This is a genomic window from Corallococcus exercitus, from assembly GCF_042231735.1.
GTDB classification, from domain to species: Bacteria; Myxococcota; Myxococcia; order Myxococcales; family Myxococcaceae; genus Corallococcus; species Corallococcus exercitus_B.
Genome location: NZ_CP102577.1, coordinates 4317318 through 4336355, shown reverse-complemented (window position 1 = coordinate 4336355; position 19038 = coordinate 4317318). Strand labels below are relative to the sequence as shown.

The window sequence follows — 19038 nt, the reverse complement described above, 5'->3', positions numbered from 1 at the left end:
GCTCCCGGCCGCCCGCCGGGGAGGCCGCCCCCCCGCGGCCCTGTTCCGGAGTTTCACTGCTTTGCTCTGCTACCGCTGCGGCAGCCATGTCCCCGATACGAGTGAAACCTGTGCCACGTGTGGCCAGAAGTTCGACGCGGCCGCGCGCCAGGCGGCGGGGGCGGCGCGCCGGCGGGGAGCGGAGGGCGCGCCCTACAAGCCGGGCGACGTCGTCGCGGACCGCTACGCCATCCAGGAGGTCGTCGGGTCGGGGCCGCTGGGCTTCGTCTTCCGCGCGCAGGACCAGGCCATCGACGTGGAGGTGGCGCTGAAGGTCATCCAGCCCCGGCTGGTGCAGCAGCCGGAGGAGCGCACGCAGTTCGCGCTGTCCATGCGGGTGGGCAAGAAGCTCAACCACCCCAACCTGGTGCGCGTGTACGAGGAGGGCGTGGACGGGGACCGGCCCTTCTTCACGATGCAGCTCCTGGAAGGGCTGACGCTGCGCCGGATGATGGAGCAGCGCGCGGCGAAGGGGCAGCTGTTCTCGCTGAAGGAAGTGGAGCCGCTGCTGGCGCAGATGGCGGCGGCGCTGGACGGGGCGCACCGCTTCGGGCCGCACTCGGACGTGAAGCCGGAGAACGTCTTCGTCCTGCCGGACATGCTGAAGGTGTCGGACTACGGGCTGGGGCTCGCGGTGCCGCACCTGCCCTTCGTGCAGGCGCAGAAGGGGCACCGGGCGGCGGCGTACATCGCTCCCGAGTACGTGAATGGCGCGGAGCTGGACACGCGCATGGACGTGTACTCGCTGGGCGTGTTGATGGGCGAGATGGTGACGGGACTGCTCCCGGAGGATGGCGGGGTGCCCGAGGTGTCGGTGCGGCATCCGGACCTGCCGCCCGCGTTCGAGTCCCTCTACCGGCGCGCCCTCAACATGAACCCGCTGGCCCGTCCGAAGTCGGGCGGCGAGCTGCACGCGGAGTTCGCGGCGCTGGTGCACCGGCACCCGGCCGCGGCTTCGAGGCAGCGCGCGGTGCCTCCGTCGGGGGCGCTGCCCGCGGCCGCGGTGGCCGCGAGGGCGGCGAACAAGCCGCTGCCTCCAGTCCCCACGGGCATGTTGCCGGTGGCGATGGCGCCCACGCCCGCCGCGCCCATCCCGGCGCAGGATGACGCGCCTCCGCCGGACGCGACGCAGCCGCTGGACGCGGCGACGCTGGCGGCCATCCTGGGCTCGAACGCGCAGGCGCTGGACTACATCACGGGGCCCGAGGCGCGCTCCGTGTCCGACGCGGCGACGCAGCAGGAGATGCGCGCGGTGGCGCCCGCGGGCCGCAAGGGCGCGGAGGCGTCGCAGGATCCGCGGCTGCTGGGACAGGCCCCCGACGCGGCGACGCAGCAGGAGCCGCGGGCGGCCTCGCGCGCGGGGGATGAACCGCGAGCGGCCCAGGCGAAGGCCGCCGAGCCGGTGATGCGCATCTTCGCCAAGGCCGAGGAGCCGTCGTTCCCGGCGGATCCCCGTGGGGCCCGCTCCGCGGAGGGCGAGGGCCGGTCCTCGGGCCGGGGCGGTGAGGCTTCGTCTGGCGATGGACGCAGTGGCCGGGCTTCGGAGCCAGGTGGTGGCCGTGGCGAGGCGTCCGCCAGCGACGTGCGCTCCAACGGCCGTGGCGAAGCCGCTGTTGGCGACGGACGCTCCGGTGGCCGTGGTGAAGCGTCCAGCGACGGGCGCTCCGGTCGTGGCGAGTCCTCATCGGGCGACCTTCGCTCCAACGGCCGTGGTGAAGCCGCTGTTGGCGAAGGGCGTTCCAGTCGCGGTGAGTCCTCATCGGCCGATGCGCGCTCGGGTGCTCGCGGCGAGTCTTCATCGGGCGACCTGCGCTCCAACGGCCGCGGTGAAGCCGCTGTCGGCGAAGGGCGCTCCGGACGCGGTGAGTCCTCATCGGGTGACGCACGTTCCAACGGTCGTGGTGAAGCGGCATCCGACGGGCGCTCCGGACGCGGAGCCGACGCGTCCGACGGCCGGTCCAGCCATCGCAACGCGGATGCATCCGCCACGGAGTCACGGTCCGGCCGGGGCTCCGACGACGACGAACCCTCGGAGTCCCGTTCCTCCAGCCGCGGTGGCCGCAACCCTCGGGCCTCGGGAGCGGTGTCTTCGGTGAACGGTCGCGGCTCGGAGCCGTCCGCTCCTCGCGGCTCGCGGGCCTCGGCGGCCCAGGGCGCGGTCCGTTCTTCCGGCGTCCAGGACACGAACTCCACGGGCGGGCGCTCACGGAAGGGCGAGCCCCCTCCGGACGTGTCGGGTGTCCGCTCCTCGGCGCGCCGGCTGCCGCCCTCGGTCTCCGGCCTGCACACGCTCCCCACGACGCGGGCCACGCAGGCGAAGCCGGCCCGCTCCGGGCCCAGCTCGATGATGTGGATGATCATCCTCGCGGTGGCCGGCGTCGTGCTGGGCGCGGGCGGTGGCTACCTCTACCTGCGCCTGCGTCAGGCCCAGGCCGCGAAGAACAGCCCCACGCCCGCCACGCCCGGCCCGTCCGCCGCGGCGGGCGGCATCATGGCCGGGGACCACTGTCCGGACGGCATGCGGCTGGTGAGCGGCGGCAGCTTCAAGAAGGGCGCGTCCCCGGAGGACCTGCAGGCGTCCGGCTCCACCGACGAGATGCGCCTGGACAGCGTCATGGTGGACTCGTTCTGCGTCGACGAATTCGAGTTCCCCAACCAGGCCGGCCGCAAGCCCCGCGTCAACATGACGTGGCTGGATGCGAAGTCCGCCTGCGAAGGCATCGGCAAGCGGCTGTGCTCGGAGGACGAGTGGGAGAAGTCCTGCAAGGGCCCCGGCAACGCGCGCTTCTCCTCCGGTGACGAGCAGGCGCAGACGGCCTGCAACACCGGGACGACCGAAGGCCCCGCGAAAGCCCTGGCGGCCTCCGGAACGAACCAAGCCTGCCGCTCCGGCTACGGCGCGATGGACCTGTCCGGCAACGCCGCCGAGTGGACCGCCTCCAACTACCCCGGCACCGAGGACCGGCTCATCAAGGGCGGCGCCTTCAGCTCGCCCGGCGACAGCGCCCGGTGCTCCGCGCGCCGGCGGGGGGCCGTGTCGCTGAAGGCCCCGGACGTGGGCTTCCGCTGCTGCCAGAACGTGCTGCGATGACGACGCTCCGGAGGCTCGCGCTCCTCACGCTCCTCCTGCCCGTCGTCGCCCTCGCGCAGGCCACGCCGCGAAGCCCCGCCCGGCCACGCGTGGTGGCCGTGAAGTCCTCGAGCCTGGCGCCGTACGCCTCCTTCCTCGCCGGCTTCACGTCCGAGGCCCGCGCGGACGTCACCGAGCTGACCCTGGAGGAGAGCCCCACGGAGGCCGCGCGCGTCTTCAAGTCGCTGGCCGCGCAGAAGCCCGCGCTGGTGCTGGCCCTGGGGCCGCTGGCCGCCAACGCCGCGCGCCGCTCGCTGGGCGAGGACGTGCCCGTGCTCTTCGCCATGGTGCCGTACCACGAGAAGTACGGCCTGGAGGCGCCCCACGTCACCGGCATCGCGCTCACCAGCGACTTCGGACCGGAGCTGGCCGCGCTCAAGGCCGTGGCGCCTGGCGCGAAGCGCGTGGGCATCCTGCATGACCCGCGCTCCTCGGCGGGCGCGGTGGCGCAGGCCCGCTCCGCTGGCGCGGCCCTGGGGCTCACCATCGTCCCGCTGGCCGTGGAGGCGCAGGAGCGGGTGGGCGAGGTGCTGGAGGGCGCGGCGGGGAAGGTGGACGGGCTCTTGATGGTTGCGGACAAGACCGTGGGCAACGCTTCTGTCGTCCAGGCGCTCATCGCCTTCAGTGCCTCCCGCAAGGTGCCGCTGGTGGCGCTCACGGCCAGCCAGGTGAAGGAGGGCGCGACGCTGGCCCTCTCGCCGGCCCCGCTGGCGCTCGGTCAGCAGGCGGGGAGGTTGGCCAGCCGGATCATCCACGAGAAGGTCGACCCCGGCGCGCTGGCGGTGGCGCGGCCCGAAGGCCTGGACCTCTCGTTCAACCTCACCGCCGCGAAGAAGTCAGGTCCGTCCTGTGACGTCGCGCTGGAAGTGCTCCGGTTCGCGGCGCGCCGGGACTTTGCCGTGAAGGTCTACGAGTGATTCCACGCTACAGCCGTCCCGAAATGGCCGCCCTCTGGTCCGACGTCGCCCGCTACCGCCGCTGGCGCGACGTGGAGCTCGCCGCGCTGGAGGGCATGGTCGCGCAAGGCCTCGCCCCCAAGGATGCGTTGGCGGACTGCACCGCCCGCGCCGGTGACTTCACGGAAGCCGACGCCGCGCGCATCGAGGAGATTGAGCGCACCACGAAGCACGACGTCATCGCCTTCCTCACCTTCGTGGAGGAGCGCGTGGGGCCCAGCGCCCGCTGGCTGCACCTGGGCATGACGTCCTCGGACGTGCTGGACACGTCGCTGGGGCTCACGCTGCGCGACAGCGTGGACCTGCTCCTCAAGGGCATGGACCGCGTGATGGCCGCGGTGGAGAAGCGCGCCTTCGAGCACAAGCACACGCTGCAGATGGGCCGCAGCCACGGCATCCACGCGGAGCCCATCACCTTCGGGCACAAGCTGGCCATCTGGTACGACGAGCTGCGCCGGGGCCGCACGCGCCTCCAGCACGCGCGCGACACCATCGCCGTGGGGAAGATTTCCGGCGCGGTGGGCACGTTCGCGCACCTGCCGCCGTCGGTGGAGGAGCACGTCTGCCAGAAGCTGGGCCTTGCGCCCGCGCCCGCCTCCAGCCAGGTGGTGCAGCGTGACCGGCACGCGGAGTTCTTCACCGCCATCGCCCTGGTCGGCGCGAGCCTGGAGAAGTTCGCCGTCGAAATCCGACACCTCCAGCGCACGGAGGTGCGCGAGGCGGAGGAGCCCTTCACGCCGGGACAGAAGGGCTCCAGCGCCATGCCGCACAAGCGCAACCCCATCCTGTCGGAGAACCTCACGGGGCTCGCGCGCCTCTTGCGCGGCTACGCGGTGAGCGCCATGGAGGACGTGGCGCTGTGGCATGAGCGGGACATCTCGCACTCGTCCGTGGAGCGCGTGATTGGCCCGGACGCCACCATCCTGCTGGACTTCATGCTCCACCGCTTCGCGGGCCTGGTGGAGAACATGCGCGTCTACCCGGAGCAGATGAAGAAGAACCTGGACCTCCTGGGCGGCGTGGTGAACTCGCAGCGCCTCTTGCTGGAGCTCGCGCGCAAGGGCATGGACCGGCAGGCCGCGTACGTCGTCGTCCAGCGCAACGCGATGAAGATGTTCGAGGAGGGCGTGGACTTCCGGCAGGCCCTGCTCAACGACGCGGACCTGCTCAAGATGATGACGCCCGAGGAGGTCTCCGACTGCTTCTCCCCGGGCTACCACACGCGCCAGATGGACGCGGTGTTCCAGCGCGTCTTCGGCCGCGCCAGCTGAAAGGGCGTGCGGCCTCGGGCGAGGGGGCTAGAGGTAGCCCTTCGCCCGCAGGTTCCCCTCGATGCGCGAGTGCACGTCGCCGGGCGTCAGCGCGAGCGACGTGCCGGTGATGCGCTCGTAGGCGGCCACGTACTTGGTGGCCAGGTCCACGCGCACGTCGTCCGGGATGGCGGGCAGCGCGCCGTGGCCGGAGAAGTTCCGCTCGCGGATGAGCCACTGGCGGATGTTCTCCTTGTCCAACATCTTCTGGTCCTCGCCCCGGGCGAAGCGCGCCTCGTACTCGTCCGCCACCCAGTAGCGGCTGGAGTCCGGGGTGTGCATCTCGTCGATGACGAAGAGCTCGTCGCCCACCTTCCCGAACTCGTACTTCGTATCCACCAGGATGAGGCCGCGCGTGCGCGCCCACTTCTGGCCCTCCAGGAACAGGCCCCGGGCGGCCTCCGTGATGCGGGCCCAGTCGCGCGGCGTGGCCAGCCCTCGCGACAGGATTTCCGCCTCGGAGATGGGCTCGTCGTGCTTGCCGTACTCGGCCTTGGTGGACGGCGTGAGGATGGGCGTTTCGAACGCGCTGTCCTTGCGCAGCCCTTCGGCGAAGGGCACCCCGTAGGCGGTGTGCGTGCCCTTCTCGTAGTCGCGCCACAGGCTGCCCGTGAGGTAGCCGCGCACCACCACTTCCACGGAGTAGGGCTGGCAGGCGCGCGCCACGGTGACGTTCGCGTCGGGCACGTCCAGGACGTGGTTGGGGACGATGTGCTTCGTGCGGTCGAACCAGAAGGCCGCCAGGCGGTTCAGCACCTCGCCCTTGAAGGGGATGGTGGTGAGCACGTGGTCGAACGCGGAGAGGCGGTCGCTCGTCACGAGGATGAGCGTGTCGCCCTTGCGGTACGTGTCGCGAACCTTGCCCTTGTAGGGCGTGCCGAGCGACGGCAGGTCCGTCTGGCGAAGCGTGTGGGTGAGTTGCGCGTGGAGGGCGGAGGTGTTCACGGAGGCGCCTCGGGGCCCCGGCCACTGACCGCCTGAAAGGGGCGGGAGCGGGGCCAGCTCATGAGGCGCGCGACTCTACTGGAGGCCCGCCGCCATGGAAGCAGGACCGTAGGCGGATGCCAGATAGAGGAACGCCGGGTTGATCCGCAGGATGCCGTCCACGTAGGCGACCGCGTACGGGGCGCCCGCCGCCCGGTCCACCTGCACCGCGCCCTCCGGCTGGATGTCCCAGAGCGCCAGCAGCGTGCGCGCCACCAGCTCCGCGGCCTCGCGCTCCGACAGGCCCTGCAGGCTCTCCCGCCGGTCCTCCGGCCAACGGTCACCCGTCCGCGCGTCGAAGACGAACTGGAGGCCGCTGCCCGCGTCCGGCGGCTGGAGCAGGTCCGCGCGGGACTCGAAGCCCGGCGCCGCGACGAACTCGTTGCCCTGGATGATGGGGAAGAGGGCCACGCCCTGCGCGGACTGCCCGGCTTCCTGCTCCGACTGGCGGGCAATCTCCCGGAAGAGCTCCAGCCGGACGGCCGGGGACTCGAACTCCACCACTTCCGGCGAGCTGCTCAACGCCTGCCGCGCCGTGAGCGACGGGCGCACGGGTGTGCCCACGCCACCGCAGGCGGTGGTGAGGAGCGACAGCGACAGAAGCAAGCCAGGGACCCAGCGACGCATCACTGGGAATATACCGATCACGCCGACGCACCACCAGCTAAACTCCGGGGCATGCGTCCAGGTGCGGAGCTGACTGTCGTCCTTCATCAGACCCGTTCACCCGACAACCTCGGTGCGGTCTGCCGGGTCATGGCGAACTTCGGTTTCGAGCGTCTCGTTCTCTCGGAACCCGTGGTCCAGGACTTCAGTGCCGCGGAGAAGATGGCCGTGAAGGGGGGGCACATCCTTTCGGGCATGCGCGTCGTCCCCACCCTGGCGGAGGCCCTGGAGGACTGCGTGTACGTCGTGGGCACCACGTCGCGCACCCAGGTGGAGAAGCGCACCCCGCTGACGCCGGAGGACGCGGCGCGTCGGCTGGCGGAGGAGAGCACGCGGGGGCGGGTGGCCCTGCTGTTCGGCGGTGAGCAGCGGGGGCTGTCCGACGAGGACCTCACCCACTGCCAGGACCTGCTGGTCATCCCCACATCGGACGTGCAGCCGTCCATGAACCTGGCGCAGTCCTCCGCGGTGCTTCTGTACCTCTGCCACCGGCAGGGGCTGACGGATGCACCCGTGCTCCCTCAGGAAGAGGAGGCCGGCGCGCGGCTGGGGACGCTCAACGCGCTGAGCGGGCGCATGCGCGCGGCGATGCTGGCGGCGGACTTCCTCAACCCGCAGGCGCCGGAGCACGTGCTGCACGAGCTGGAGCGGACGTTGATGCGTGCGCGGCTGACCCAGCGGGAGGCGGAGCTGTGGCTCAACGCCTTCAAGCATCTGGGCCGCGCCGTGGCGCCGGGGACCTCCCGCGGTTGAGGCGGGGGCCGGCGCCACGAGAACGGCCGGGGCGACTTAAGCCGCCGCGTCCTTCTTGTAGGTCTCGGCGTAGTGCTTCTCGCACAGGCCGCCCTTCTGCACCTTGATGCGGCACTCCGGCTTGGAGCACACGCGGTAGCGCGAGTGGGGCAGCTCGCCCTGGCGCCACTTCTTGAAGTGGAAGAAGCAGTAGCTCTTCGCGCGGTAGGGGCGCTTGCAGCCCTCCACGGTGCACGCCTTCTTGCCGCTGCCCTTGGCGGTGCGCGGCCAATGGGTGAGCTTCGTCGTCTGGGTGGCCTCGGCCATGGTACGGACTCTCCTGCGAATCGATGCTTGGAAGACCCGCGGCGCCACCTGTGGGTGGATCCGCCACGATGTGAAGGCGGACGGTGTATCGCCGGGTTTCGCGGAACGCAAGGAGCCTGGAGACCCGCCGGGGCCCCGGAGGCCCCATCCGTCAGGGGGCGGCCAGGCCGTCCCCGGCCTTGGGAATGCCGCCTGGCCGGCCGGCCTGGGTGCGGGGAACCGGGGAGAGCAGCTCCTCCAGGACGGAGCGGGCCCCGGCGGCGCGCTCGCCCGGCGCGCTCCCGGACGCCAGCGTGGCCGGAGGGGCCTCCACCAGGGGCAGGTCCTCCAGCTTCACCTTCACCGTCATGGGGCGGCCCAGCCGGCGCAGCTGCAGCCGGATGTGCTTGCCCACGCCACGCGCGGCCACCTGCCAGCGCAGGGTGTGTGCCCGCTCCACGGACAGCCGGTCCATGTTCAGGATGACGTCGCCCGTGCGCAGGCCGGCGCGGGCCGCGGGGCCGTCATCCACCACGTCCGTCACCACCACGCCCCGGCCGCGCGGGTTCAGGTTGAACGCCTGCGCCACCTCCGGGGAGAAGTCCTGCACGCTGATGCCCATCCACCCCCGGCGCATGCGCCCGTGCGTCTTCAGCTGCGGAATCACCGTCTTCGCGATGTCGATGGGGATGGCGAACCCGATGCCCTGGCCGGACACGTTGACGGCGTTGGCCACCGCCACCACGTCGCCGTGCAAATCCAGCACCGGCCCGCCGGAGTTGCCCGGGTTGATGGACGCGTCGATCTGCACGTAGTCGAAGTCGCCGTCGCGGCCGTTGGGCGTCACGTCCGTGCGGCCCAGGTAGCTCACCACGCCCACCGTCACGGAGTGCGCCAGCCCGAACGGGTTGCCGATGACGACCACCCAGTCCGCGATGCCCACGTGGGACGCGGACGCCAGCTTCAGCACCGGCAGCTTCCGGGGCGCGTCCACCTTGAGGAGCGCGCAGTCCGTGCGCTCGTCCTCGCCCACCACCGTGGCGGGGAACTCCTCCACGTAGCCGTTGGCGCTGCGGATGGAGATGGTGACCTCCGAGGCCCCGTCCACCACGTGCGCGCTGGTGAGGATGTAGCCGTCCGGATGGATGATGAACCCGGAGCCGATGCCGCGCTGAGGCTCCTCGCCGGGGGCCACCTCCGCGCTGTCCTGGCGCGTGGTGATGGACACCACGGCCGGCATGGCCTTGCGGGCCACTTCACTGATGTTGGAGTGCTGCCGGGAGACGGCGCGGTTGCGCGCCTCCAACCAAAGCTTGTCGGGCGCCCGTGCTCCGGCGCTGCCTGCTGCTCCCAGCGCGCACGCCAGCACCGCCACCCTGATGACGCCCCCGACCTGCGTCCAACCCATGGGCCCGCCTCTCCACCACCGTCCAACCCAACGCCCCGGCGCAACCTAGGCACGGGGTGGGGCGGGCGGAAGGGGGCGGAGCGCGATCAGCAACAGGCCCCGGAGGGCGACGGCGCCTGACGCATCGCCTGACGCGTCACCCAACGCGTCACCTAACGCTTCTTGGCGATGATGTCGTTGATGGCCGCCCGGTCCTCGGCGGTGATGCGCTCGCGCGGGCCCGAACCCGCCGCGTTGGCGGACTTCTGGGACACGGCGCCCTTCGCGTCCTCCAGCACGCCCTCCACGCTGCCCTTCACCCTGTCCATCGTGGAAGGGTTCACCGAGCGCTTCCAGGTGCGCTCCATGTGCTCCAGCGGAGAGCGGCCACCCACGTTGCCCCGCGCCAGGAAGACGCCCAGACCCACCGCGCAGGTCGTCCAGACCAGGAACTTCAACACGCCCATGATTCACATCCTCCTACGTCGTCTTACATCGGCCCCGGCCGCATGGCGAGTTTCCTGACAGGGGGCTCGGGAGTCGCTGACAGGGGGCCTGGGGACCCTTAAGGTCCACGGGCTTGCAGCCCGAAGAACTCATCAGGGCCGCCCAGACGCGGGCGGCGGGATTGGACGTGGGACGCGGGGACGCGGCGCTGGAGCGCGTGCGGGCCCAGGCCTCGGCCTTGTTCGCGAAACTGCCGGAGCCCCCGGTGTACCGGCGGGCGGAGGACCCGTCACGCAAGGCGGCCCAGGCGCTCCTGCCAGAGATGGAGCGGGTGCTGGCGGAGGCCTTCGCGGTGGCGCGGGAGCCGGCGGTGTCGCCGCTGGTGGACCGGCTGGTGGCGGCCCTGCGCGCGCACGCGGAGGCGCTGGTGCACACCGCGGACGGCCGGCTGGAGGCGGCGGAGCTGGCGTGGCGCCGGGCCCAGGAGCTGGAGCGGGCCGCGCACCCCACGCGGCAGATGGTGGGGCAGCCGTCGCGGCCGCCGCCGGTGTTCGACAAGGGAAGCGGCCAGTCCCGCTACGACCCGCGCAACGCGTCCCAGGCGACCGTGAAGCTCATCTGTCCCAACACGGGCTGCAAGCGCCTGGGGGACTACGCCTTCATCCCGACGCACGCCTACCACCGCTTCGTGTGCCCGGCGTGCCGGGTGCCCTTCCTGGCCTACTTCGGGGAGCTGAAGGCGCTGGAGGTGGAGCACCGGCGCAGCTCCAAGCGCTACCGCTTCACGGTGGACGAGGTGGGCAGCGCCGTCACCACGCGCATCGACTTCGAGGAGGCGTCCGGGCAGGAGTTCCCCGCGGCCCGGCGCGACCTGCTGGCCTTCCTCTACACGGAGCAGCGCGAGCTGAAGGCCGTGGTGAACCTCACCAACGGGAAGCTGATGTGGGTGAGCCCCGCGTCGTCGTGCTTCGTGGTGACGGCGGCCTTTGGCGAGGGGGCGCCGGAGCTGGTGGCCTTCCGGGCGTTCCGGGACGACGTGCTCAGGAAGAGCCGGCTCGGCCAGGGGTTCATCGACGGGTACTATTATTGGGGCCCTCCGCTGGCGGCGTGGGTGGTGCGCCGGCCGCGGGTGAAGGCCGGGGTGCGCTGGGCCCTGACGCGGGTGCACGGCCGCCTGACACGAAGGGAGCGCGGATGACACAGCAGGCTGGAACCGAGGGGACGAAGCCGGGCGCGCGCGGGGATGGCGCGAAGACGGCGCTGTCCGTGGTGGCGGTGCTGGGGCTGGCCGCGCTGGCGTTCCTGGGCGTGCGCGAGGCGCAGCGGGCGCGGCTGGTGCCGGACGGGGCGTCGCCGCCCTCCTTCGAGATGACGAAGCACGCGGGCGGCTCGCTGGCGCTGTCGGACCTGAAGGGCCAGGTGGTGATGCTCGACTTCTGGGCCACCTGGTGTCCGCCGTGCCGCGAGGAGATGCCCTACCTGGTGAAGCTGGCCAAGGAGTACGAGTCCCAGGGGCTCGTCTTCGTGGCGGCCAGCCGGGACGACGGCGCGACGGCGACGCAGGAGGTGGACTACTTCCTCCAGCGCTTCCAGCCGGAGCTGCGGCCCTACGTCGTGTACGCGGACGACAACGTGGCGCGGGCCTTCCAGGTGAACGCGCTGCCCACGCTCTACTTCCTGGACCGCGAGGGCAAGGTGATGGACGCCCAGCGCGGCATGCTGTCCGAGGACGGCCTCCGCCGCCGCATCGAGCGCGCCCTCAAGCGATAGACTGGGGGGCATGACACCCTCCACGACGCGGACACCGTCGACGCGTGCTCCTGGCCGCAGACGCCGGAAGCGCGGCTGGCGCGCGACTACTTCGTCCCGCTGATGAAGCGTGGCAGCACCACCTTCCTCAGCGACCGCACCCCCTGCGGCTGGTGGCGATGGACGACCTGCGCATCCCGCTGGCCATCAACGAGGCGGAGTACGACAACTCGCCGCTGCACTCGACGTGGGTGCGCTACATCGGCCTGCCGGTGGCGGCGGTGACGGCGGAGACCTATGGCGCGGCGCGCGCGGTGGTGATGCGCGGGGCCATGCGGACGCTGGGCGCGATGCTGAAGGCGGCGCGCATCGACAAGTGCGTCTACGTGGACCACTGGCTGGTGCTGCGAAACCTCCACGTGAGGCTCGACGAGGACCAGGTGGCGCGCCTCACCGCCTTCCTGGTGGAGCGGTTCCCCGGGCACGCCATCCTGTTCCCCGCCATCAACCCGGCGGGCGCGTCGCCCCTGCTCAGCACGCTGGCGTCGCGGGGCTACGACTTCGTGTATGCGGCGCACACGCGCATGACGCTGCCCACGCAGGACGTCAGCCGGCAGGTGCGCGAGAACCGGCGCCGCGACGGGCGGCTCCTGGAGGCCGCGGGCTACCGCATCGTGGACGGGCGGGACATGCCCGGCTGCGCGCCCCGGCTGCGGGAGCTGTACCGGTCGCTCAACGCGGACAAGTACCACTCCACGCTGGACTACACGGAGGAGTTCTTCGCGTGGACGCTGCGCGAGGGGCTCTTCCAGTACCGGCTCGCGGTGAAGGACGGGCGCGTGGATGGCTTCTACGCCACCCACACCAGCCAGGACGTCGTCTGGTCCCCCATGTTCGGCTACGACCTGGCGCTGCCGCAGGAGCTGGGGCTGTACCGCGGGCTCGTGCACCGGCTCATGCAGGACGCGCTGGAGGTGGGGCTCACCATCGAGCTGGGGCCGGGCGCGGATCCGTTCAAGAGCCTGCGCGGTTCCCAGCCGGTACCCCGGTGGTCGGCCTTCCACGTGAAGCACCTGTCGGGCTTCCGCCAGTACGCGTGGCGCACGCTGCAGCGCTACGTCAACGGCGGCGTGCGGCCCGCCGCGCACGCGATGATGCGGAAGATCGACGGGGAGGGCGTCGCCGGCTTCGGCCCCCTGACGCTGCCCTTCACGCCGCCCACGGGCCAGACGCCGCGCGAAGCGGCCCAGGCCTTGCGCGAACAGGTGGACGCGCTGGAGGCGGCGCTGGAGGCCGCGGCCCGGCTGGAGGGCGAGGCCCGGCTGCGCGAGCTCTCGCCGCTGTCGCAGACGCTGCACAACTGGCCGCAGCCCATGCCCCGCGTGGTGGCCCTGCGCGAGCGGCTGACGCGGCTGGAGCAGGAGGCGCGCCGCAAGCCCGCGCAGGCCGCGGCGCCCGTGAGCGTGCCGCCCGCGGACCAGGCCCTCCAGCTGCTCCAGGAGGCAACGCGCTGGGGCGACACGTCGCTCGTCGTCGCGCACCTGGGCGAGGCGCCGGCCCCGCACCTCAAGGCGCTGATGGAGGCGCTGCGGCAGGCGGCGGGCAGCGTGGGCGTGGTGCTCACCGCCACGCGCGGCGACAAGGTGGTGCTGGTGACGGCCGCGAGCGAGGCGCTCCGGGGCCGGGGCGTGGACGCGGGCCAGCTCATGGCCCAGGCGGCGCCCTGCGTGGACGGCAAGGGCGGCGGCTCGCCGGAGGTGGCGTGGGGCGGCGGCTCGCGCGCGGACGGCATCGACGCGGCGCTCACCGCGACCCGGCGCTTCGTGGAGTCGCGGCTGGCCGGGCCGGTGCCGTCCGGCGGCGTCGGCTGAGCGTCAGAGGACCTGGCGCACGGCCTCCTCCAGCTTCGCCCTGGGCACGGCGCCCACGACCTGCTTCACCACCTTCCCACCCTTGAAGAACAGCAGGGTGGGCATGGCCCGGATGCCGTACTGCTCGGGCGTCTTCGGGTGGTCGTCCACGTTGAGCTTCACCATCTTCATCCGGCCCTTGTACTCGGCGGCCAGCGTGTCGATGACCGGGGCGATGACCCGGCACGGCGGGCACCAGGTGGCGGTGAAGTCCACCAGCACCGGCTCCTGCGACTCCAGCACCTCGCGTTGGAACTCCGCGTCGCCCAGCTCGATGACGTTGCCTGCCATGTCCCACCCTCCCTGCGGTTCGTGTGCAGGGGATGTAACCGCGGGCGGGGGCGGGGAGGAGCCCCCCGCGCGGGACGCATTGTTCCGCCAGGAGCCCCTATTCCTCCTCCCACGGGAGCGCGGCGCCGCGCGCGGACAGCAGCTTCAGGAAGGCGCGCACCTTGAGGGGCAGCTGCCGGCTGCTCGGGTAGACGGCGAAGATGGGCAGGCCCGGGGGCGTGTCCGCCGCGAGCACGGGGACGAGCAGCCCCGCGCGCACGTCGTCCGCCACGAGCGACGCCGCGAGCCGCACGATGCCCAGCCCCGCGCGCGCCGCCGCCTGGCCCGCGCGCTCGCTCGGCACGCGCAGGCGGCCCGTCACCGGCACCGTGCGCGCGCTCCTGCCCTCGCCGAAGAACCACACCTCGTCGGTGCCGGACTCGGCCAGGAGGATGCACTCGTGGGCCGTCAGCGCTTCGGGCGTCCGGGGCGTGCCGTGGCGGCTCAGGTAGCTGGGGCTGGCGTAGTAGCCCGTGCGCACGCGCCCCAGCCTGCGCGCCATCAGCGACGAGTCCGCGAGCGGCCCGGTGCGCAGCGCCAGGTCGTACTCCTCCGCGATGAGGTCCACGTGCGTCTGCGCCAGTGACACCTCCACGCGCAGCCGGGGCTGGTGCAGGAGCAGCTCGGCGATGACGGGCGTGAGCAGTTCGCCCAGCAGGGACAGCGTGGCGATGCGCAGCGTCCCCTGGGGCGTGCCTCGCGATTCGCTGACGGCCGCATTCACCTCGCGGGCCTCGGCGACGAGCCGCGCGCAGTGCGCGTGGTACTCGCGGCCCGCCTCGGTGAGGCGGAGCCTGCGCGTGTTGCGCTCGAGCAGCCGGATGCCCAGGCGCTCCTCCAGGGCCGCCAGCCGGCGGCTCACCGTGGACTTGCGCAGGCCCAGGCGCTCCGCCGCGGCGGTGATGCTGGCCGCCGCCACCACCTCCGCGAAGAGGAGCATGTCATCCAGCAGGGGCGGGTTGGCGGCCACGAGGGCGGAGCCTATGCCCCGGCCGCAAGGGGCGCGAGCCTCTGTCGCGCGGCCGTCAGTCGTTGGCCGCGCCCGCGAGGATCCACGAGCGCACGAGGACGTTCAGGCCCGGGTGCTGATCGAAGTACTCCGGCTTGCCCGTCGGCATGCGGTCTCCGCACGCCGTGCCCTCCATCTTCCGGATGAGCGCCGAGTTGTCCGGGTCCCCGGGCGTGACGCGCTGGAGGCTGCCGCAGGCCCTGGAGGTGACGTTGATGAGGCTGGCGTGGCTGCTGCCCGCCGCGAGGCTCAGGGCGCCGGCCTTGCCGTGACACTTCGTGCACTCCACGGAGCTCCACACGGCCTGGACGTCCGCGCCGTAGCGGGGCACCGACACGGGCAGGGTGACGTTGCGCACCACGGGCAGGCCCACCCCATCCGAGACGCTCACGGAGAAGGTGAACTCGGTCTGCGTCGCGACGACGGGCGAGTACCACTGCGCGCTCGCGCCGGTGGTGCCACCCACCCAGGTGCCCGGGGTGCCCGGTGCAAGCTGCGTCCACGTGTAGGTCAGCGGGTCGCCATCCGGATCGCTCGCGGTGACGGTGAGCGTGCCGGTCGTCCCGGCCACCAGCGACGTGGGCGCGGTGACGCTCACGGTGGGCACCTGGTTGGTCTTTCGCACGGAGACGTCGAGCGTGCCCTCGGTGGAGCCGCCCTTGCCGTCGCTCACGGTCACCTTCAGCGTGAAGCTCTGGGCCCCCTCCACGTCGGGCGCGGTCCAGGAGGGCTGGGCCGCGGAGGGGTTGTCGAAGGTGCCCGCTGGGGAGGCAGGCAGCTGTGTCCAGGAGTAGGTGAGTGCGTCTCCGTCAGCATCCGACGCCTCCAACGTCATCGCCACGGGCGTGCCGGACGTCACGCTCGCGGCCTGCACCGTGGGGCCGGTCAGGGTGGGAGGGGTGTTGGGGATGGGGGACGCCTCATCGCCACAGGCGAAGGCTCCAAAGCCGATGACCACCAAGGACAGCAGGAGCCGTATGGGAAGGGGCATGGGGGAACCTCGGACACGAGTGCCCTCCAAACTGGTATGCGGTGGTCATTTCAACCCAGTGTCCCGGGGGGATGGACAAGTCCCGCTGACGCACGTTCAGGATGTTCTTGAAGGCAGGTCGGGAAGAGAACGCCATGTTCCGAATCGAGTCAGAGAAAGAGTTGCTGCGCGCATTCCGCTCCAGGGATCGCAAACACGTCGAGCTGCCCAAGGGCACCCAGCTCCCGCTCTTCATCCGGGACTACTTCTCGTGGGTGGATCCGTATGGCGTGCGCGTCTTCCTGGTGTTCGTCGCGCCGGGGAGCAAGCAGCCCACGGGCATCGCCTTCCGGCGGGATCAGCAGGGGGACCCGGCCCTGGCGCCCAACATGTGTGATTGGTGCCGGACGTCCACGGACGCGGAGATCGGCCTGCTCACCACGGATGTCGATTCGAAGCGCCGGGTGGGCGTGAACCTCTGCCTGGACCTGCGCTGCGGTGAACGGCTGGAGGCCCAGGCGGACCGGTCCGGCCGCAGCGTCCAGGACGACATCGCGCAACTGATTGAACGCATGGCGCGCTTCGCTGCGGAGGCGCTGGGCTACGAGCCCGGGTCGGACGCGTGAGGCGGCGCGTCCGGGCCCGTGCTCCTTCGGGCTTCAGCGCGTCCACCAGCTTCTCGAAGGGCACGTCCTGGTGCGCGTAGGCCTCCAGGGTCGTCTCCTTCACGCGCGCGAGCAGCTCGCGGAAGGACGGCTGGCCGGACAGGTCCGAGCGGAAGGCGAGGGAGTTGGTGAACAGGCCGATGAGCCCTTCCAGCTCCGCGCGGCCGCGGCCGGCCACGGAGGTGCCCACCACCACGCCCTGCTGGCCGCTGTAGCGCGACAGCAGCACGCCGAAGGGCGTGTTGCCCAACGCGAGCGCCAGCGCCTTGAGCGACTCCACGAGCGCGACGGGCAGCCTCGCGTTGATGCGCGCACCGCGCCCGGAGGGGAGCGCGGGGCGGGGCCTGTCCGTGGGCAGCTCCAGCACCGCGTCCGGATCCAACCGCTGGCGCTAGAAGTCCAGGTGCGACTCCAGCACCTCGCCTCGCACCGCGTTACTTCTTTCCGGCCGGCTTGCCCGTGCCCGTGGCGGGCGGCGCGCCCGGTCCCGGCACGGGCTCGGTGCCGGGCGGTGGCGGCTGGCCGTTGGGGACAATGGTCTCCTTCGGGCCGGTTTCGATCTCCGACTTCACCAGCTTGAAGTCCACGCGCCGGTTCTTCGCGCGGCCGAGCGCTGTGTCGTTGGTGGCGATGGGCCGGTCGAACCCGAAGCCCTGCGACGTGAGGCGCTTGCGGTCGATGCCCTTCTTCACCAGGTAGTCGAGCACCGACTTCGCGCGCCGGTTGGACAGGTCCATGTTGAGCTGGCGCGAGCCCTTGTTGTCCGTGTGCCCTTCAATCTGCACCGGCCCCAGCGTGGGGTTCTTCGCGAGCACCGTCGCCACCTCGTCCAGCAGCGGGTACGACTGCTTCTGGATGACCGCCGAGCCCGTCTCGAACAGGATGTTGCCCTTGATGCGGATGCGGTCCGACTCCACGACCACGTAGGGCGGGGCGTCGTACGGGCAGCCGTTGTTCTCCGGCGGGCCGGCCACGTCGGGGCAGTCGTCCTCGCCGTCCGGAATCTCGTCGAAGTCCGTGTCCGGGCAGCCGTCGAAGTCCTTCGGGCCGGGCACCGTGGGGCACTTGTCCAGCGGGTCGACGACGCCGTCGTTGTCGGTGTCCTTCTCCGGCTCCGGCGGGCAGCCCTTGCTCTCCTTCGGGCCGGGCTTGCTGGGGCACGCGTCGTCGCCGTCGGCCACGCCGTCGCCGTCGTTGTCCGGATCCGGGCAGCCGTCCTCGTCGCCGAAGTCGTCCTTGTCCTCGGGCTGCGTGGGGCAGCGGTCGCGCACGTCGGGCACGCCGTCGCCGTCCGAGTCCGGCCCCTCGTCCTTGAAGGTCTTGTCGTAGCGCACCGCCAGCATCACGCGCAGGGCCTCGCGGCCGTAGCCGGTGGTGACGTTGAGGCCGCGGCCCACGTCCAGCTCCACGCCCCAGTCGCCCCACACCTTCGCGCGGGCGCCCACGAGCACTTCCCACGGCGACTTGAGCGAATCCGCCTGGTCGAAGTTGAAGGGGCGCGCCAGCGGCGTGCGCAGGTGCATTTCCGCGGTGGCCTTCACCTCGCGCAGCCGGCTGATGTCCGGCAGGTCCACGATGCCGCCCGCGCCCAACGTCAGCTCGTCGTCCACGCGCAGGTTGAGGTACTGCGCCGCGGGGCGCAGCAGCACGCCCGCGTTGCCCAGCACGCGCACGGGCCCCAGCTTCTTCTCCAGGGCCAGGCGCGGGGCGAACACCACGCCGCGCTCACCCGTGAAGCTCTGGGCGCTGCCGGTGGGCAGCCGCACCTCCGTCACCACCGCGAGCCCCAGAGGGAAGCGGTCCGGGTTCAGCAGGCTCACGCGCGGCAGCACGCGGATGTCGCCCAGCGTGGTGCCGCTGACGCCCGCGGCGCCCGGGAACTCCGGCGCGTTCAGCGCCTCACCCAGCAGCGAGAAGTTGTCGCCCTGGATGAGCGTGAACGGCAGGTCCACACCCAGCTCCAACCGCTCCAGCAGCTGGTAGGAGAACAGCAGGTGTGCGTCCAGCCGGTACGGAATCAGGTCCCCCAGCTTCTCGTCACCCAGCTTCAGGGCGAGGATGCGCCAGTTGAAGTCCAGCAGCAGCGCGCCCCGGTAGCTGCCCACCGGCTCCACCGTGGCGCCTTCCAGGGCAATGCCGCTGGACTGCGCGGCCGTCGGCTTCACCGGGACGGCGTCGAAGCCTCGCGAGAAGGGGTCGGGTTGGGCGTGGGCCGCTGCCGTGGTGAGCAGCAGGCCCAGGACCGCGAGTCGCAGGGCCGCGCCGCACGCGGACCGGCTCCACGAAGGTTCGGAGTCGGGGCATTGCATACCGAGGCTCTTAGCACCCACCCACTCCCGCCGGAAGAAAACCCACCCCTCGGCGTGCGAGCTACAGCCTCATGCCATTTCTACAAATCCTGGACGTGAGTGGATCCGCGCCGCGTCCTGTCGGTTACGACACACTTCC

General features: G+C 71.8%; 17 protein-coding genes and 1 pseudogene. 8 read left to right on the top strand and 10 right to left on the bottom strand.

The annotated features are described in order from the left end of the window. Positions 1-61: 61 nt before the first annotated feature. The 3 genes from NR792_RS16745 to purB are packed head-to-tail and all read left to right on the top strand — an operon-like array spanning position 62 to position 5396. Entirely contained in the window at positions 62-3130 is a 3069-nt protein-coding gene (locus tag NR792_RS16745) for an SUMF1/EgtB/PvdO family nonheme iron enzyme (RefSeq protein WP_375761030.1), read from the top strand. Beyond that, on the top strand, positions 3127-4086 hold the full coding sequence (locus tag NR792_RS16740; protein ID WP_375761029.1) for an ABC transporter substrate-binding protein: 960 nt from the start codon (positions 3127-3129) through the stop codon (positions 4084-4086). Before NR792_RS16745 ends, NR792_RS16740 begins: the two co-directional genes overlap by 4 nt. Further along, a complete protein-coding gene (gene purB, locus NR792_RS16735) occupies positions 4083-5396 on the top strand; it encodes an adenylosuccinate lyase (RefSeq protein ID WP_375761028.1) in 1314 nt (437 codons plus the stop codon). The genes NR792_RS16740 and purB overlap by 4 nt, the downstream gene beginning before the upstream one ends. Before the next feature lie 27 nt (positions 5397-5423). Here the strand turns inward: purB and NR792_RS16730 are convergent, their stop codons facing one another. Together NR792_RS16730 and NR792_RS16725 are read right to left on the bottom strand one after the other, a co-directional pair. Continuing rightward, positions 5424-6380 (bottom strand): phosphoribosylaminoimidazolesuccinocarboxamide synthase, encoded by a 957-nt coding sequence (locus NR792_RS16730; protein ID WP_375761027.1) that lies wholly within the window; start codon positions 6378-6380, stop codon positions 5424-5426. A gap of 75 nt (positions 6381-6455) precedes the next feature. Continuing rightward, on the bottom strand, positions 6456-7025 hold the full coding sequence (locus tag NR792_RS16725; protein ID WP_375761026.1) for a hypothetical protein: 570 nt from the start codon (positions 7023-7025) through the stop codon (positions 6456-6458). A gap of 72 nt (positions 7026-7097) precedes the next feature. Here NR792_RS16725 and NR792_RS16720 point away from each other — a divergent pair, with 72 nt between their 5' ends. Next, positions 7098-7838 (top strand): RNA methyltransferase, encoded by a 741-nt coding sequence (locus tag NR792_RS16720; protein ID WP_375761025.1) that lies wholly within the window; start codon positions 7098-7100, stop codon positions 7836-7838. Positions 7839-7874: 36 nt separating this feature from the next. Here the strand turns inward: NR792_RS16720 and NR792_RS16715 are convergent, their stop codons facing one another. From NR792_RS16715 to NR792_RS16705, 3 genes are all read right to left on the bottom strand, one after another. Next, positions 7875-8144, bottom strand: a complete 270-nt coding sequence (locus NR792_RS16715) for a vegetative protein (RefSeq protein WP_375761024.1) — start codon at positions 8142-8144, stop codon at positions 7875-7877. 151 nt (positions 8145-8295) lie between these two features. Beyond that, positions 8296-9531: a S1C family serine protease gene (locus tag NR792_RS16710; RefSeq protein WP_375761023.1), complete on the bottom strand. Its 1236-nt coding sequence runs from the start codon at positions 9529-9531 to the stop codon at positions 8296-8298. A 152-nt stretch (positions 9532-9683) separates the two neighbouring features. Further along, positions 9684-9977: a hypothetical protein gene (locus tag NR792_RS16705; protein WP_375761022.1), complete on the bottom strand. Its 294-nt coding sequence runs from the start codon at positions 9975-9977 to the stop codon at positions 9684-9686. Between the two features lie 113 nt (positions 9978-10090). Between NR792_RS16705 and NR792_RS16700 the strand changes: the two genes are divergently transcribed. From NR792_RS16700 to NR792_RS16690, 3 genes are all read left to right on the top strand, one after another. Continuing rightward, the gene (locus NR792_RS16700; protein WP_375761021.1) at positions 10091-11155 is read left to right on the top strand and encodes a CFI-box-CTERM domain-containing protein; all 1065 of its coding nucleotides are present in this window, start codon (positions 10091-10093) and stop codon (positions 11153-11155) included. After that, a complete protein-coding gene (locus NR792_RS16695) occupies positions 11152-11727 on the top strand; it encodes a TlpA family protein disulfide reductase (RefSeq protein WP_375761020.1) in 576 nt (191 codons plus the stop codon). The genes NR792_RS16700 and NR792_RS16695 overlap by 4 nt, the downstream gene beginning before the upstream one ends. A 158-nt stretch (positions 11728-11885) precedes the next feature. Beyond that, positions 11886-13577 carry a DHHA1 domain-containing protein gene (locus tag NR792_RS16690; RefSeq protein WP_375761019.1) on the top strand — a complete coding sequence of 564 codons (1692 nt, stop codon included), beginning with the start codon at positions 11886-11888 and terminating at the stop codon, positions 13575-13577. A 3-nt stretch (positions 13578-13580) separates the two neighbouring features. On the opposite strand, the gene trxA is transcribed toward NR792_RS16690, so the two are convergent. From trxA to NR792_RS16675, 3 genes are all read right to left on the bottom strand, one after another. Then, positions 13581-13907 carry a thioredoxin gene (gene trxA / locus NR792_RS16685; protein ID WP_375761018.1) on the bottom strand — a complete coding sequence of 109 codons (327 nt, stop codon included), beginning with the start codon at positions 13905-13907 and terminating at the stop codon, positions 13581-13583. A gap of 97 nt (positions 13908-14004) precedes the next feature. After that, positions 14005-14916: a LysR substrate-binding domain-containing protein gene (locus NR792_RS16680; protein WP_375761017.1), complete on the bottom strand. Its 912-nt coding sequence runs from the start codon at positions 14914-14916 to the stop codon at positions 14005-14007. 55 nt (positions 14917-14971) lie between these two features. Continuing rightward, positions 14972-15946, bottom strand: coding sequence for an Ig-like domain-containing protein (locus tag NR792_RS16675; RefSeq protein ID WP_375761016.1), 975 nt, complete (start codon positions 15944-15946; stop codon positions 14972-14974). A 134-nt stretch (positions 15947-16080) separates the two neighbouring features. Between NR792_RS16675 and NR792_RS16670 the strand changes: the two genes are divergently transcribed. Continuing rightward, positions 16081-16551 carry an FBP domain-containing protein gene (locus NR792_RS16670; protein ID WP_375761015.1) on the top strand — a complete coding sequence of 157 codons (471 nt, stop codon included), beginning with the start codon at positions 16081-16083 and terminating at the stop codon, positions 16549-16551. A gap of 70 nt (positions 16552-16621) precedes the next feature. Here the strand turns inward: NR792_RS16670 and NR792_RS16665 are convergent. Both NR792_RS16665 and NR792_RS16660 read right to left on the bottom strand, forming a co-directional pair. Beyond that, positions 16622-16957 (bottom strand): annotated as a pseudogene (locus tag NR792_RS16665) (condensation domain-containing protein); the annotation flags it as partial. 67 nt (positions 16958-17024) lie between these two features. Continuing rightward, entirely contained in the window at positions 17025-18899 is a 1875-nt protein-coding gene (locus tag NR792_RS16660) for an OmpA family protein (protein WP_375761014.1), read from the bottom strand. Between the last annotated feature and the right edge of the window lie 139 nt (positions 18900-19038).

Excerpts from the sequence above, each read along its gene's own strand:
- NR792_RS16715 (WP_375761024.1), bottom strand. The coding sequence starts at position 8,144 with ATGGCCGAGGCCACCCAGACGACGAAGCTCACCCATTGGCCGCGCACC.
- NR792_RS16705 (WP_375761022.1), bottom strand. The coding sequence starts at position 9,977 with ATGGGCGTGTTGAAGTTCCTGGTCTGGACGACCTGCGCGGTGGGTCTG.
- NR792_RS16740 (WP_375761029.1), top strand. The coding sequence starts at position 3,127 with ATGACGACGCTCCGGAGGCTCGCGCTCCTCACGCTCCTCCTGCCCGTC.
- NR792_RS16675 (WP_375761016.1), bottom strand. The coding sequence starts at position 15,946 with ATGCCCCTTCCCATACGGCTCCTGCTGTCCTTGGTGGTCATCGGCTTT.
- NR792_RS16710 (WP_375761023.1), bottom strand. The coding sequence starts at position 9,531 with ATGGGTTGGACGCAGGTCGGGGGCGTCATCAGGGTGGCGGTGCTGGCG.
- NR792_RS16695 (WP_375761020.1), top strand. The coding sequence starts at position 11,152 with ATGACACAGCAGGCTGGAACCGAGGGGACGAAGCCGGGCGCGCGCGGG.
- NR792_RS16690 (WP_375761019.1), top strand. The coding sequence starts at position 11,886 with ATGGACGACCTGCGCATCCCGCTGGCCATCAACGAGGCGGAGTACGAC.
- NR792_RS16670 (WP_375761015.1), top strand. The coding sequence starts at position 16,081 with ATGTTCCGAATCGAGTCAGAGAAAGAGTTGCTGCGCGCATTCCGCTCC.
- NR792_RS16720 (WP_375761025.1), top strand. The coding sequence starts at position 7,098 with ATGCGTCCAGGTGCGGAGCTGACTGTCGTCCTTCATCAGACCCGTTCA.
- NR792_RS16660 (WP_375761014.1), bottom strand. The coding sequence starts at position 18,899 with ATGCAATGCCCCGACTCCGAACCTTCGTGGAGCCGGTCCGCGTGCGGC.
- trxA (WP_375761018.1), bottom strand. The coding sequence starts at position 13,907 with ATGGCAGGCAACGTCATCGAGCTGGGCGACGCGGAGTTCCAACGCGAG.